Genomic DNA, 12,160 nt, shown 5'->3' with positions numbered 1-12,160 from the left:
ACCTTCAGATCCCAGAACTGATGCTGGATGACGATTGTCATCTGCTCGGTATATTTTTCCTTCAGATGGGCCGAGATGCGCACGCCCGGCGCATTGGTCAAAAACGTTATGAAGAAATGATGTTCACCGGGCAGGCTTCCGGTCGCGCCAACTTCCGACAACACCTTGCGGATCACGCCACGAAGCGCCTCCTGGGCCAGAATGTCGTATCTGATGTGATCCTGCACTTGCCGATTCCGCCTTTTTCTTTCCGTACCGTGATACACATCCTGCGATAGCCGCTCAATATTGTCTTTGAAATTTCCTTTATAAAACAGAAAGTGGAGGCTTCTGTTGCCAGGTGCCTCCGGACCCCGCCTGACCGTGCGACCGGTCAGGAGTTCAATTGAAGCTGTCACACCGCCTTAGGCAGCGAGACGTGCTTCCGCATAGTTGTCGTTTGCAACTATTGAATCGGCCCGATAACGGCGGAACCATGCCGGGCAAAAAGTTGATCTTTACGCCCTCGTCGATCCTGTGTCGCCCCCACCACAACCGGCTCGGCGTTGCCGCATGCCGGCGGAGCCGGTTGTGGTGGAGGCGCCGGGTACTGCCCCCGGGTCCGATGGGTTTATTGCATCTTCCGTTTATTGCCATAGCTGCCGAAACAGCACCTTGAATATAGGGCTTCGCGCCCGGATTGAAAAGGGCTTGTGCTGTTCGCCGCAACGCCGCAAACTGTGCGACGCTTTGGCAGACAGGAGGGGAATTCGGCCCGACGGCAGGCAATCGCCGCGGCTTTTGCGGCCAGGGCGTTTTTTGTCTTGGCCGGTGAGCTTATGATGCTGCGTGCGAATCGGCGCGGGAGCGGACAATGCAGCAATATCACGATCTTCTAAGACGAGTGCTCGACACGGGCGTCGACCGGAGCGACCGCACGGGCACCGGCACACGCTCCGTGTTCGGCCACCAGATGCGCTTCGACCTGTCGGACGGGTTTCCGGTCCTGACGACCAAGAAGCTGCATCTTCGCTCGATCATCATCGAATTGCTGTGGTTCCTGAAAGGCGAGACGAACATCGCCTGGCTCAAGGAAAACGGGGTTTCCATCTGGGACGAGTGGGCCGACGAGAACGGCGAGCTCGGCCCGGTCTACGGTTATCAATGGCGCTCCTGGCCCGCGCCGGACGGCTGTTCCATCGACCAGATCGCCAATGTCGTCGACGCCATAAAGACAAATCCGACATCACGGCGCCTGATCGTATCGGCGTGGAACCCGGCTCTGGTCGACGAGATGGCGCTGCCGCCGTGCCACTGCCTGTTTCAATTCTATGTCGCCGACGGTCGGCTGTCCTGCCAGTTGTATCAGCGCTCGGCGGACATCTTTTTGGGCGTGCCGTTCAACATTGCATCATATTCGCTGCTGACGATGATGATCGCACAGGTCTGCGGGTTGCAATACGGCGATTTTGTCCTCACGCTCGGCGATGCGCATCTTTATGCGGACCATCTGGATAAGGCCGAGCTGCAGTTGAAGCGCGACGTTCGGTCGCTGCCGGTCATGCATATCAATCCCGAGGTGAAGGACATCTTTGCCTTCCGCTATGAGGATTTCACGCTGGAGGGCTACGATCCGCATCCGCACATTCCGGCAAAGGTTTCGGTGTGAACGGACCTGCGCGGACACCCGATATTGCCGTCGTGATCGTGGTTGCCGTCGCGCGCAACGGGGTGATCGGCAGTCAGGGCGCGATGCCATGGCGGCTGTCGACCGATCTGAAGCGCTTCAAGGCCATCACCATGGGCAAGCCGGTGGTCATGGGCCGCAAGACCTATCAGTCCGTCGGCAAGGCTCTGCCGGGGCGCCGGAACCTCGTCATCACCCGGAACAAAGGCTTTGCGCCGCCGGATGCGGATGTGTTCCTGTCGCTCGACGAGGCGCTGGAAAGTGCTCGCGAAACGGCGGTGGCTGACGGGCGGAGCGAGATCTGCGTTCTCGGCGGCGGCGAGATCTACCGGCAGGCGCTGCCCCTGGCCGATATCCTGCACGTGACCTTTGTGGACAGCGAACCGGAAGGCGATACGGTGTTTCCCGACATTGATGCCGGGACCTGGCGGATCGAAACCGAGCAGTCGTTTCCGGCCGGCGAACGGGACTCGGCGGCAACGCGCTACGTGGTTTATCGCCGCAAGGCAAGGTGAGCTTAAGCGCGGTGCCGCGTTGAAAGCCGGGGCCGGAGTACCTATAAACCCAATGGAGCGAATTCGCGCCCGCCCGAATATGCCTTGACCTTGCACGCTCTCCGTGCAAATCGATGCGTCGGAACGAGAAATGACAGGTATCAGATGCATTTGCGTGGGCGCCAGGCTCATGGCCGGCAAACTGCACTGACGAGATGATGAGGATTGCATGCCCTGGAGCAACCAAAATGGCAGTGGCGGAAATAACCAGGGTCCCTGGGGTCAGGGGCCGCGCGGACCACGCCGCCCTGGCGGCGGCGGCGGTGGCACGCCTCCGGATTTGGAAGAAATTATCCGCCGCAGTCAGGATCAACTGAAAAACGCGCTGCCCGGCGGCGGAGGCGGAAGTCCCCTGTTCATTGGCGTTATTATCGCCGGCCTGGTGTTTTTGTGGCTTTACCAGGCCGTCTATACAGTTCAACCGGATCAACGTGGCGTCGTCCTGCTTTTCGGCGAGCCGCGCGAGGAGCTTTCCCAGCCTGGTCTTCATTTCCTGTGGTGGCCCGTGGAACGCGTCGAAATGGTCAGTATCGTCGAACGCCAGATCAATATCGGCGGCAGCTCCGCCCGGGGCGCGACCCAGGGGCTGATGCTGTCGGGCGATCAGAACATCGTCGATGTCCAGTTCTCGGTGCTTTATCAGATCACCGATCCGCGCGATTATCTGTTCCAGGTGGAGCAGCCGGAGGACACGTTGCGGCAGGTGGCCGAAAGCGCCATGCGTGAGGTGGTCGGCCGCCGTCCGGCACAGGATATCTTCCGCGACAACCGTCAGGCGATTGCCGACGACGTGAAGACGACCATCCAAAGCACGATGGACAGTTACGGTGCCGGTATTTCGGTCAATACGGTGTCCATCGAGGACGCGGCGCCGCCGCGCGAAGTGGCGGATGCGTTTGACGAGGTTCAGCGTGCTGAGCAGGACGAGGACCGGTTTGTCGAGGAAGCGAACCAGTATTCCAACCAGAAGCTCGGTCAGGCCCGTGGTGAGGCCGCGCAGATCCGCGAAGAAGCCGCCGCCTACAAGGATCGTGTGGTCAATGAGGCCGAGGGTGAGGCGCAGCGCTTCATCGCTATCTACGATGAATACTCCAAGGCTCCCGATGTGACACGCAAGCGCCTGTTCCTGGAGACCATGGAAGATGTCTTCAAATCGTCGAACAAGTTCATTGTCGAGCAGAACCAGGGGTCGGGCGTCGTGCCCTATCTCCCGCTCACCGAGCTCAACAGAAGCAACACCCAGGGAGGAACAAACTAATGGGTAACCGTCTTCCCATCATCGTCGTCGCCCTCGTGGTCCTCGCCGGTCTTGCTTATTCGTCGTTCTTTATCGTTCATGCCGGCCAGCAGGCGATCGTCTTGCGCTTTGGTGAGATCCGTTCGGTCAAGACCGAACCGGGGCTCTATTTCAAACTGCCCTTCAGCTTCATCGAAGCCGACAATGTCCAGATGATCCAGAAGCGCGCCATCCGTTTTGATCTGGACGATATCCGCGTCCAGGTCTCGGGCGGCAAGTTCTACGAGGTCGATGCGTTCGTGGTCTACAAGATCACGGATGCCCGGCGCTTCCGGGAAACCGTTTCCGGAGATGTGGTGGCGGCCGAATCGAGACTTCGAACGCGTCTCGATTCGGCTTTGCGCCGTGTGTATGGCCTGCGTGGATTTGAGGCGGCTCTCTCGGATGCGCGTAACGCGATGATGACCGAAGTACGCGACCAACTGCGGCCGGACGCCGAATCTCTCGGCCTGACCATCGAGGATGTGCGTATCCGGCGAACGGATCTGACGCAGGAAGTCTCACAGCAGACCTACGATCGGATGAAGGCCGAGCGTCGTGCCGAAGCGGAACTGATCCGGGCCCGCGGCCGCGAGGCCGGCCAGCGTATCCGTGCCATTGCCGACAGGCAGGTCGTCGAACTTGAATCGGAAGCGCGCCGCGACTCCGAGATTACCCGCGGCGAGGGCGATGCCGAGCGCAACCGCATCTTCGCCGAGGCGTTTTCCAAGGATGAGGGCTTCTTCGACTTCTACCGTTCGATGGAGGCCTACAGGCAGTCGCTGACAAACACCGACACGACCATGGTGATTTCGCCGAACTCCGAATTCTTCCGCTTCTTCCAGGATGCGGCCGGAACGACGACAGGCGGCGGCGACGCGACCAGTGCGCAGTAAAACGAGCGCGCCATGAGTGATCTTCTTGTGGCCATCGGATTGTTCTTTGTCATCGAGGGGCTGGTCTACGCGCTGGCCCCTTCTTTCATTCGCAGGATGGCGGAGGAACTGCCGCTGATAAGCGACCAGCAGATGCGGACCTTCGGACTGGCCGCGGTCGGACTTGGCGTGTTTTTCGTGTGGATGGTCCGGGGTTAGAGCCTGTCTTGCCGGGCATCACATGAATTTTGCCAGAATTGAGTGGACGTGGCCGAAATTGACCATATCTATGCCGCACAAGGCAGCAGCCGACATAAAACCGGGAGAACGAACACCATGGCTTTGAACGCATTCCTCAAACCGTTCCGCACCGTCGCCGTCGTTACGGCGCTGGGTGTGGCGGCGGTCCATTCCGGAGGCGTGGGTGTTCGTCCGGCAGAAGCCGCGCAGGGGCCCGAATCGGTGGCCGATCTGGCGGAAAACCTGCTCGCTTCGGTGGTGAATATCTCGACATCGCAGCGTGTCAGCAGCAATCGCCGCACGCCGCGTCCGCGTATTCCGGACGGCTCTCCTTTTCAGGATTTCTTCGACGAGTTCTTCGGTGAGCGAGACGGCGAGCAGCAACCCCGCTCCCGCCGTGTCAACTCGCTGGGCTCGGGCTTCGTCATCGATGCCGAGGGCATCATCGTCACCAACAACCATGTGATCGCCGAGGCGGATGATATCGAGGTGAACTTTGCCGACGGTACACAACTGACCGCCGAGGTGGTGGGCGCCGACCCGAAAACCGATATCGCGGTGCTGAAGGTCGAGCCGGAGCAGCCGCTGACAGCCGTTCCTTTCGGTGATTCCAACTCATTGCGCATCGGCGACTGGGTGATGGCGATCGGCAATCCGTTTGGCCTGGGCGGCACGGTCACGACGGGGATCGTCTCCGCGCGCGGCCGTGACATCAATTCCGGGCCCTACGACAATTTCATCCAGACCGATGCCGCGATCAACCGGGGCAATTCCGGTGGTCCGCTGTTCAACCAAGTGGGCGAGGTCATCGGGGTGAATACCGCGATCATATCGCCCACCGGCGGGTCGATCGGCATCGGCTTCGCCGTGCCATCCGATCTGGTGCAGTCGGTTGTCGCTCAGCTCAGGGAGTTCGGCGAGACGCGCCGTGGATGGCTCGGCGTGCGTATTCAGCCGGTCACCGACGATATCGCGGAAAGCCTCGACATGGCCGAGGCGAAGGGTGCGCTCGTCGCCGGCATTATCAAGGGTGGTCCGGTCGACAATGGCACGGTCGAGCCGGGTGACGTCATCATTCGTTTCGATGGGCAGGACGTTGAGGACATGCGCGACCTTCCGCGGATTGTCGCCGAAAGTCCGGTCGGCAAAGAGGTCGAGGTCGTGCTTATCCGCAAGGGCAGGGAAGAAACGATCAACGTGACGCTTGGACGCCTTGAAGACGGCGAACAGCTGATCGCGCAAAATCAGGGCAGCGACGAGCCCCAGACCGCCACGGTCCTCGGAATGGATATGGCCGAACTGGACGGTGCGCTACGTGAGAAATACGAGATCGATCAAAGCGTCGAGGGCGTGGTGATCGTGTCGGTCGAAGAAGAATCGGCCGCCGCGGAAAAACGCATCGAGGCCGGTGACGTAATCGTCGAGGTCGCCCAGGAAGAGGTCAAGACGCCGCAGGACGTCAAGGACCGGGTGAAACAGCTCACCGATGACGGCAGACGCAATGCGCTTCTGATGATCGCCAACAAGACCGGCGAATTGCGTTTCATAACCGTTCCGATGCGCTGATTGGCGTCAGGGGTTGCCGGCGTTGCCCTGTCTGCGCCGGCGCCAGCCGTCAGCCGACAGGCTGTAAAGGACAAGACGGCGCCCGCGAGAACGCCTCGCGCCTGTATCCTTGAATGTAGAGCAGTGCCGTCAGATCGCCGTGGTCGACGCGCATCTTCGCCTCCGCCGCCACACGCGGCTTGGCATGGAGCGCGACGCCGCTGCCAGCCAGGCGAAGCATTCCCAGATCGTTGGCGCCGTCGCCGACCGCGATTGCGTCGCTCGGCGATATTCCAAGCCGTTCGGTCAGTTCCCTGAGCGCATCGACCTTGGCCTGCTGGCCGAGCACCGGCTCCGCCACCGTGCCGTCAAATACACCATCGTGATGCTGCAGAACATTGGCGCGGTGTTCATCAAAGCCGAGTTTTTCCGCGATGCGGCTGGTGAAGAGCGTAAAGCCGCCCGAGACCAGCGCCGAATAGGCGCCGCCGGCCTTCATCGTCGCAAGCAATTCCGGGCCGCCTGATGTCAGCGTGATGCGCTCGCGCAGGACCTTTTCGACAACGCCAAGCTCCAGGCCTTCAAGCAGCGCGACGCGTTCGCGGACAGCGGCCTCGAACTCGATCTCGCCGTTCATGGCGCGCCGCGTAACCGCCGCCACACGATCGTAAAATCCGGCCTCGGCCGCCAGTTCGTCGATACATTCCTGGGCGATCATGGTGGAATCCATATCGGCGATCAGCAGCCGCTTCTTCCGCCCGGCGCTTTCCTGGACCACGATATCCACTGGCTGATTGTCGAGGCACTTCGAAAGCCGTGCATGGATGTGGTCAGCCGTCGCGCCGGACGGTATCGGCAGGTCGCAGGCCACACCCTCGGCAAGCCATTCGGGGCCCGGCGAGGCGATGGCCTGAGCTGCCAGCTCTGCCAGGCTCTGCGACAGAACAGGATTTGACGGATCGGTGACAAGCGTGGCAACGAGTGGCATTGATTACGGGTTCCTGGAGACGTCATGCGTTCCGTTCTGATAGCTGGCCCCACAGCAAGCGGCAAGTCCGCGCTGGCGATGGAGCTTGCCGAATCCACCGGGGGGATCGTGATCAATGCCGATTCCATGCAGGTCTATGATACGCTGCACATTCTGACGGCACGCCCCTCCAAGGCGGATACGGAGCGCATCGATCATGGTCTCTACGGAACGGTGCCGGTGCGCCAATCCTATTCCGTCGGCCAATGGTATCGTGATGTTGACGTTCTGTTGGCCGCTCCCGAGATTGCCGGGCGCACCAAAATTTTCGTCGGTGGTACGGGCCTTTATTTCCGGGCGCTCTCAGGCGGACTTGCCGATATGCCCGATATCCCGGATCCGATCAGGACCCGATGGCGCCGGGCGCTGGAGCAGGAGGGGGCGGCGACGCTGCATGCGCAATTGCGTCGCCGGGACCCGTCCATGGCCGACGAACTCGATCTCAATGACAGCCAGAGGATCGTCAGGGCCCTTGAGGTGTTTGACGCGTCGGGGCGGTCGATCAGGTCATTTCAGCAGAGCGGCGGAAAGCCGCTCATCGATGAAGCCGACAGCCGGAAAATCGTGTTGATGCCGGACCGGCAGGCGCTGCATGCGCGTATTTCGCGCCGGTTCGAGGCCATGGTCGCGCAGGGCGCCGTGGCGGAGGTCGAACGGCTTCTGGCGCTGGACCTGCCGGCCGAACTTCCCGCCATGAAGGCGATCGGCGTGCGCGAGCTCGGCGCGTATCTCGCGGGAAGCCTCACCATGGACGAGGCGAGCGAGCGGGCACGCATTGCCACCCGCCAGTACGCCAAAAGGCAGTTGACCTGGTTTCGCAACCAGCTCGACGAGAGCTGGGAGCGGCGGACCTGACACCTGTGTCAGTGATCGTCGGCCGGCGTGTCGTCCTTTTTCAGCAGTGAAGCCCGATGTGGCGACTTCGCCAGCAGCGAGCTGCGCAAATCCTTGGTGTGTACGGAACCGAGGGACGATTTTTCGGAGGGCGGCGGCGGTGCCGCCGGCTCTTCAAGCGGTGCGGCGGGAGCGCTGACGGCTTTTTCCAGTTCGGCAAGATGGTCCAATGCCGGCTGCAGGGTCGCGCCTTGCGGCGGCATGCCCGCCGTGCCGAGCGGTGTTTCGGTATGACGCATGTTTTTGACGATATTGTCTATGTTCGGCAACTGGTCCTTGGTACCCATGCCGCGCATCGAGATGTTGCTGCTGATGGTCTGCGGCAACTCCTTCTGCGGCACGCGCTCGAAGCACATGCGCATGGGGACGGCGACAGCCTCACCAAACGCGATCGCTTCGCCATTGCCGATGGAGGACAGGAAGCTGATTGTCGAACTCGATGAGTTCGAGATGGCCGAGCGGATGATTTCCTGGTCCCGATCATTGGCGAGACGCATGGCGAACACGGTCGAACACTGGGACAGGATCGTCGGATCCAGTTCACCGGGCCTTTGCGTGATCACCCCCAGGCTGACGCCGTATTTACGGCCTTCCTTGGCGATACGGGCAACGGCCTGTCGGGTCGGCAAAAAGCCGAGACTGCGGTCGGCTGGAACGTAGCGGTGCGCTTCCTCGCAAAGCACCAGGATGCGCATCTGGCCGTTGCTCCACAGAGCGATCTCGAACGCCATGCGGCACAGCACCGACGCGACCGCATTCACGACTTCCGAGGGGATGCCGGAAAGCTGGAAGGAGGTGATCGGTTTGCCGTCGCCCGGAATGCGGAAAATATCGCTGATGATCTCGATGAGATTGTCGTTGATCGTGTTCGTGGAGAACATGAAATGGAAACGCGGATCGTTGATGACGGATGCGATTCTCAGTTTCAGGTTGCGAAGATGGGGTTTTTCGTCGCGCCCGTCCAACTGGCCGATACGCTCGTCGATCAGCGCCATCAGGTCGGCGATGCGATAGGGGACGGGCGTGTCCGACGTGATGGACGAGCGGTCCACCTTGCGTGTCAGAATAGCGCTTTCCGGACTACCGCGGAAACTGCGTTTCGCCTCGGCGATCAGGTCGCGCAGCATGTCGGTTTCTTCGGCGACCGTCGGCTGACCGCGGAAGATCACCTCGGTGAACTCCTCGAGCCGGAACAGCCAGAACGGCAGGTCGAGCGTATCGGTCTCGATCAGGTGGGCGCGGGCTCTGAACGCGGACGCGAATTCGTTGTGCGGGTCAAGGATGAGAACACGCAGGTCCGGACATACATCGACAATGCGGTTGACCAGAAGCGATACCGCCGTGGATTTACCGACGCCGGTCGTTCCGACAATCGCGAAGTGGCGGTTGAGAAGCGCGTCGGCCGAGATGCAGGACGGGATTTCGGCGTTTTGCGTCAGGTGACCGATGGTCACCGGATTTTCCGCATCGACGGCATAGATCGCATCGAGATCGCCGGTCCGGATCTGGTGGGCGACAGCGCCGAGGGTCGGGTAGTCGGAGATGCCCGCGCTGAACCTGACGTCGCTGCCGTCATCACGGATCTCGCCGACCAGTTCGACTTCGAAGTGCATGGTGTTGGGCTCACGCTCCAGCCACACCTCACCGGGGCTTTGTATGCTGTAAACCAGCGCGACGACGCGGTTGATTCCCACCTTTATCGAGATCAGCCTGCCGACCGACAAACTGGTGGCGATGGCGTTCTCGTCATAGGGAACGCGTGCGGATACAGTTGCGCGCGCACCATTGCACTTCACAACGTGACCGAGGACGCGGGACGTAAAGGAAACGTCGCGTCTTTCCTCATTTGCTGTCGTCTGATTCATGCTGCCCCGTTTCATACAGTTAAGCGTGCATAGGTTTCCCGCTCGCCCGGCTTTGCCGTTTCGGCGAACGGGAACCGGATCAGTTTAGGTAACTTTTGTTAACAACCCGTTGTTGAGGCCGGACAATGGCGGCACCTTTGCTTCCTGAAATCGCTGCCATTTCCCGTCCGGCAAATGGAATCTGCGGCATTGACGCGCTGGTCCTTTGCCGTTAACGTCCCGCGCATGATCATGAACAGGCTAATTGTGGTGAGGAAGCGCATGGGCAGGGTGGTGTAACCATCCGGCGGCAGCCACCCATGCGCTGAGTGAGGCTCCGAGAGGGGCCTTTTTTTATGGCCTGGTTAGCTCCGGGTTTAATGAGAAACATCCAATGCAATCGAAAAATTTGACATATTGGCAAGGGATCTGGACGGAACGGGACGATGACGAGCACAGGTAAGGAAATGACGGGCGCTGAAATGGTCGTTCAGGCGCTTAAGGACAATGGCGTCGAGGACGTCTTTGGATATCCGGGTGGCGCCGTGTTGCCGATCTATGACGAACTGTTCCAGCAGGAGGATGTCGTGCATGTCCTGGTGCGCCACGAGCAGGGTGCCGGTCATGCCGCCGAGGGTTATGCCCGCTCGACCGGGAAGGTCGGCGTGGCGCTGGTCACCTCCGGACCCGGTGCGACCAATATCGTGACCGCCCTTCAGGACGCGCTGATGGATTCGATCCCCATGGTGTGCATCAGCGGTCAGGTGCCGACTACCCTGATCGGATCCGACGCGTTTCAGGAATGCGATACCGTCGGCATCACCCGTCCGTGCACGAAGCACAACTGGCTGGTTCGCGACGTCAAGGATCTGCCGCACGTGCTCCACGAGGCATTTCGGATTGCCCAGTCCGGGCGTCCCGGGCCGGTGGTTGTCGACATCCCGAAAGATGTCCAGTTTGCGACCGGCACCTATGTCGCGCCTTCTCCGGTGACCGAGCAGAACAGCTATCAGCCGAAGGTTCAGGGCGATCTCGACGCGATCCGTGACGCCATCGCGCTGATGGGCGAGGCGAAGAAGCCGATCATCTATACCGGCGGCGGCGTGATCAACGCCGGCACCGAGGCGAGCCATCTGCTGCGCGAACTCGTACAACTCACGGATTTTCCGATCACCTCGACGCTGATGGGCCTCGGGGCCTATCCGGCGTCGGGAAAGAACTGGCTCGGCATGCTCGGCATGCACGGGACCTATGAGGCCAATATGGCGATGCATGATTGCGACGTCATGATTTGCATCGGCGCCCGCTTCGATGACCGCATTACCGGACGGCTGGATGCGTTTTCGCCGAATTCCAAGAAAATCCACGTGGATATCGATCCGTCGTCGATCAACAAGAATGTTCACGTCGATGTGCCGATCCTCGGCGATTGCGGCCATGTGCTGGAAGATATGGTGCGCCTGTGGCGGGCATCGTCGAAGAAGGCCGACAGCAAGGCCCTTGCGGGATGGTGGCAGCAGATCGATCGATGGCGGGCGCGCGACTCGCTTGCCTATACGCCAAACAAGGACGTCATCATGCCGCAATATGCCATGCAGCGGCTCTACGAACTGACCAAGGACCGGGACACCTACATCACGACCGAGGTGGGCCAGCATCAGATGTGGGCCGCTCAGTTCTATGGTTTCGAGGAACCCAATCGCTGGATGACATCCGGCGGCCTCGGCACGATGGGCTATGGCCTGCCGGCGGCGCTCGGGGTGCAGATCGCCCATCCGGATGCGCTTGTCATCGACATCGCCGGCGATGCATCGGTTCAGATGACCATCCAGGAGATGTCGACCGCGGTCCAGTATGAGGCGCCGATCAAGATCTTCATTCTCAACAACCAGTATATGGGCATGGTGCGCCAGTGGCAGCAATTGCTGCACGGCAACCGGCTGTCGCATTCATACACCGAGGCTATGCCGGATTTCGTCAAGCTGGCCGAGGCCTATGGCTGCGTCGGTTTGCGGACCGAAAAGCCCGATGAGCTTGACGATGCGATCGCTGAGATGATCTCGGTCGACAAGCCGGTGATCTTCGATTGCCGTGTCGCCAACCTCGCCAACTGTTTCCCGATGATCCCGTCCGGCAAGGCGCATAACGAGATGCTGCTTCCCGACGAGGCCACCGAAGAGGCCGTTGCGTCAGCAATCGACAAGAAGGGCAAGGCGCTGGTTTAGGCCGGCAGGCGGAC

11 protein-coding genes and 1 other RNA gene are annotated in these 12,160 nt (G+C 60.8%); 8 read left to right on the top strand and 4 right to left on the bottom strand.

The window, feature by feature from the left end; translation table 11 throughout:
• Together AC5E6N_RS11160 and ssrA are read right to left on the bottom strand one after the other, a co-directional pair.
• On the bottom strand, window positions 1–227 hold a 227-nt coding region (locus tag AC5E6N_RS11160; RefSeq protein WP_491747892.1), incomplete at its 3' end, for a ClpXP protease specificity-enhancing factor SspB.
• A gap of 92 nt (window positions 228–319) precedes the next feature.
• Window positions 320–690, bottom strand: a transfer-messenger RNA (tmRNA) gene (gene ssrA / locus AC5E6N_RS11155).
• Window positions 691–853: 163 nt separating this feature from the next.
• Between ssrA and AC5E6N_RS11150 the strand changes: the two genes are divergently transcribed.
• The 6 genes from AC5E6N_RS11150 to AC5E6N_RS11125 all read left to right on the top strand — a co-directional run bounded on the left by AC5E6N_RS11150 (window position 854) and on the right by AC5E6N_RS11125 (window position 6,177).
• Window positions 854–1,648 (top strand): thymidylate synthase, encoded by a 795-nt coding sequence (locus tag AC5E6N_RS11150; protein ID WP_491747891.1) that lies wholly within the window; start codon window positions 854–856, stop codon window positions 1,646–1,648.
• Window positions 1,645–2,181, top strand: a complete 537-nt coding sequence (locus AC5E6N_RS11145; RefSeq protein ID WP_491747890.1) for a dihydrofolate reductase — start codon at window positions 1,645–1,647, stop codon at window positions 2,179–2,181. The genes AC5E6N_RS11150 and AC5E6N_RS11145 overlap by 4 nt, the downstream gene beginning before the upstream one ends.
• 208 nt (window positions 2,182–2,389) lie before the next feature.
• Entirely contained in the window at window positions 2,390–3,478 is a 1,089-nt protein-coding gene (hflK, locus tag AC5E6N_RS11140) for an FtsH protease activity modulator HflK (protein WP_491689767.1), read from the top strand.
• Window positions 3,478–4,392: a protease modulator HflC gene (gene hflC, locus AC5E6N_RS11135; RefSeq protein WP_491747889.1), complete on the top strand. Its 915-nt coding sequence runs from the start codon at window positions 3,478–3,480 to the stop codon at window positions 4,390–4,392. Before hflK ends, hflC begins: the two co-directional genes overlap by 1 nt.
• 12 nt (window positions 4,393–4,404) lie before the next feature.
• On the top strand, window positions 4,405–4,590 hold the full coding sequence (locus AC5E6N_RS11130; protein ID WP_491689765.1) for a DUF2065 domain-containing protein: 186 nt from the start codon (window positions 4,405–4,407) through the stop codon (window positions 4,588–4,590).
• 117 nt (window positions 4,591–4,707) lie between these two features.
• Window positions 4,708–6,177 (top strand): DegQ family serine endoprotease, encoded by a 1,470-nt coding sequence (locus AC5E6N_RS11125; RefSeq protein ID WP_491747888.1) that lies wholly within the window; start codon window positions 4,708–4,710, stop codon window positions 6,175–6,177.
• 49 nt (window positions 6,178–6,226) lie between these two features.
• Here AC5E6N_RS11125 and serB read toward each other — a convergent pair whose 3' ends face one another.
• Complete coding sequence (gene serB / locus AC5E6N_RS11120; protein WP_491747887.1) at window positions 6,227–7,144, bottom strand: phosphoserine phosphatase SerB; 918 nt, start codon at window positions 7,142–7,144, stop codon at window positions 6,227–6,229.
• A 24-nt stretch (window positions 7,145–7,168) separates the two neighbouring features.
• Here serB and miaA point away from each other — a divergent pair, with 24 nt between their 5' ends.
• The gene (gene miaA, locus AC5E6N_RS11115; protein ID WP_491747886.1) at window positions 7,169–8,038 is read left to right on the top strand and encodes a tRNA (adenosine(37)-N6)-dimethylallyltransferase MiaA; all 870 of its coding nucleotides are present in this window, start codon (window positions 7,169–7,171) and stop codon (window positions 8,036–8,038) included.
• An 8-nt stretch (window positions 8,039–8,046) separates the two neighbouring features.
• Here the strand turns inward: miaA and AC5E6N_RS11110 are convergent, their stop codons facing one another.
• Window positions 8,047–9,942, bottom strand: a complete 1,896-nt coding sequence (locus AC5E6N_RS11110) for an ATP-binding protein (RefSeq protein WP_491747885.1) — start codon at window positions 9,940–9,942, stop codon at window positions 8,047–8,049.
• Window positions 9,943–10,367: 425 nt separating this feature from the next.
• Between AC5E6N_RS11110 and AC5E6N_RS11105 the strand changes: the two genes are divergently transcribed.
• On the top strand, window positions 10,368–12,146 hold the full coding sequence (locus tag AC5E6N_RS11105) for an acetolactate synthase 3 large subunit (protein WP_491747884.1): 1,779 nt from the start codon (window positions 10,368–10,370) through the stop codon (window positions 12,144–12,146).
• Window positions 12,147–12,160 lie beyond the last annotated feature (14 nt).

The organism is Hoeflea sp. (assembly GCF_984452065.1).
Note: the sequence above shows the minus strand (reverse complement) of the source record. Positions and strands in the feature narration are given on the sequence as shown.

Excerpts from the sequence above, each read along its gene's own strand:
- AC5E6N_RS11150 (WP_491747891.1), top strand. The coding sequence starts at position 854 with ATGCAGCAATATCACGATCTTCTAAGACGAGTGCTCGACACGGGCGTC.
- hflK (WP_491689767.1), top strand. The coding sequence starts at position 2,390 with ATGCCCTGGAGCAACCAAAATGGCAGTGGCGGAAATAACCAGGGTCCC.
- hflC (WP_491747889.1), top strand. The coding sequence starts at position 3,478 with ATGGGTAACCGTCTTCCCATCATCGTCGTCGCCCTCGTGGTCCTCGCC.
- AC5E6N_RS11130 (WP_491689765.1), top strand. The coding sequence starts at position 4,405 with ATGAGTGATCTTCTTGTGGCCATCGGATTGTTCTTTGTCATCGAGGGG.
- AC5E6N_RS11125 (WP_491747888.1), top strand. The coding sequence starts at position 4,708 with ATGGCTTTGAACGCATTCCTCAAACCGTTCCGCACCGTCGCCGTCGTT.
- serB (WP_491747887.1), bottom strand. The coding sequence starts at position 7,144 with ATGCCACTCGTTGCCACGCTTGTCACCGATCCGTCAAATCCTGTTCTG.
- miaA (WP_491747886.1), top strand. The coding sequence starts at position 7,169 with ATGCGTTCCGTTCTGATAGCTGGCCCCACAGCAAGCGGCAAGTCCGCG.
- AC5E6N_RS11110 (WP_491747885.1), bottom strand. The coding sequence starts at position 9,942 with ATGAATCAGACGACAGCAAATGAGGAAAGACGCGACGTTTCCTTTACG.
- AC5E6N_RS11105 (WP_491747884.1), top strand. The coding sequence starts at position 10,368 with ATGACGAGCACAGGTAAGGAAATGACGGGCGCTGAAATGGTCGTTCAG.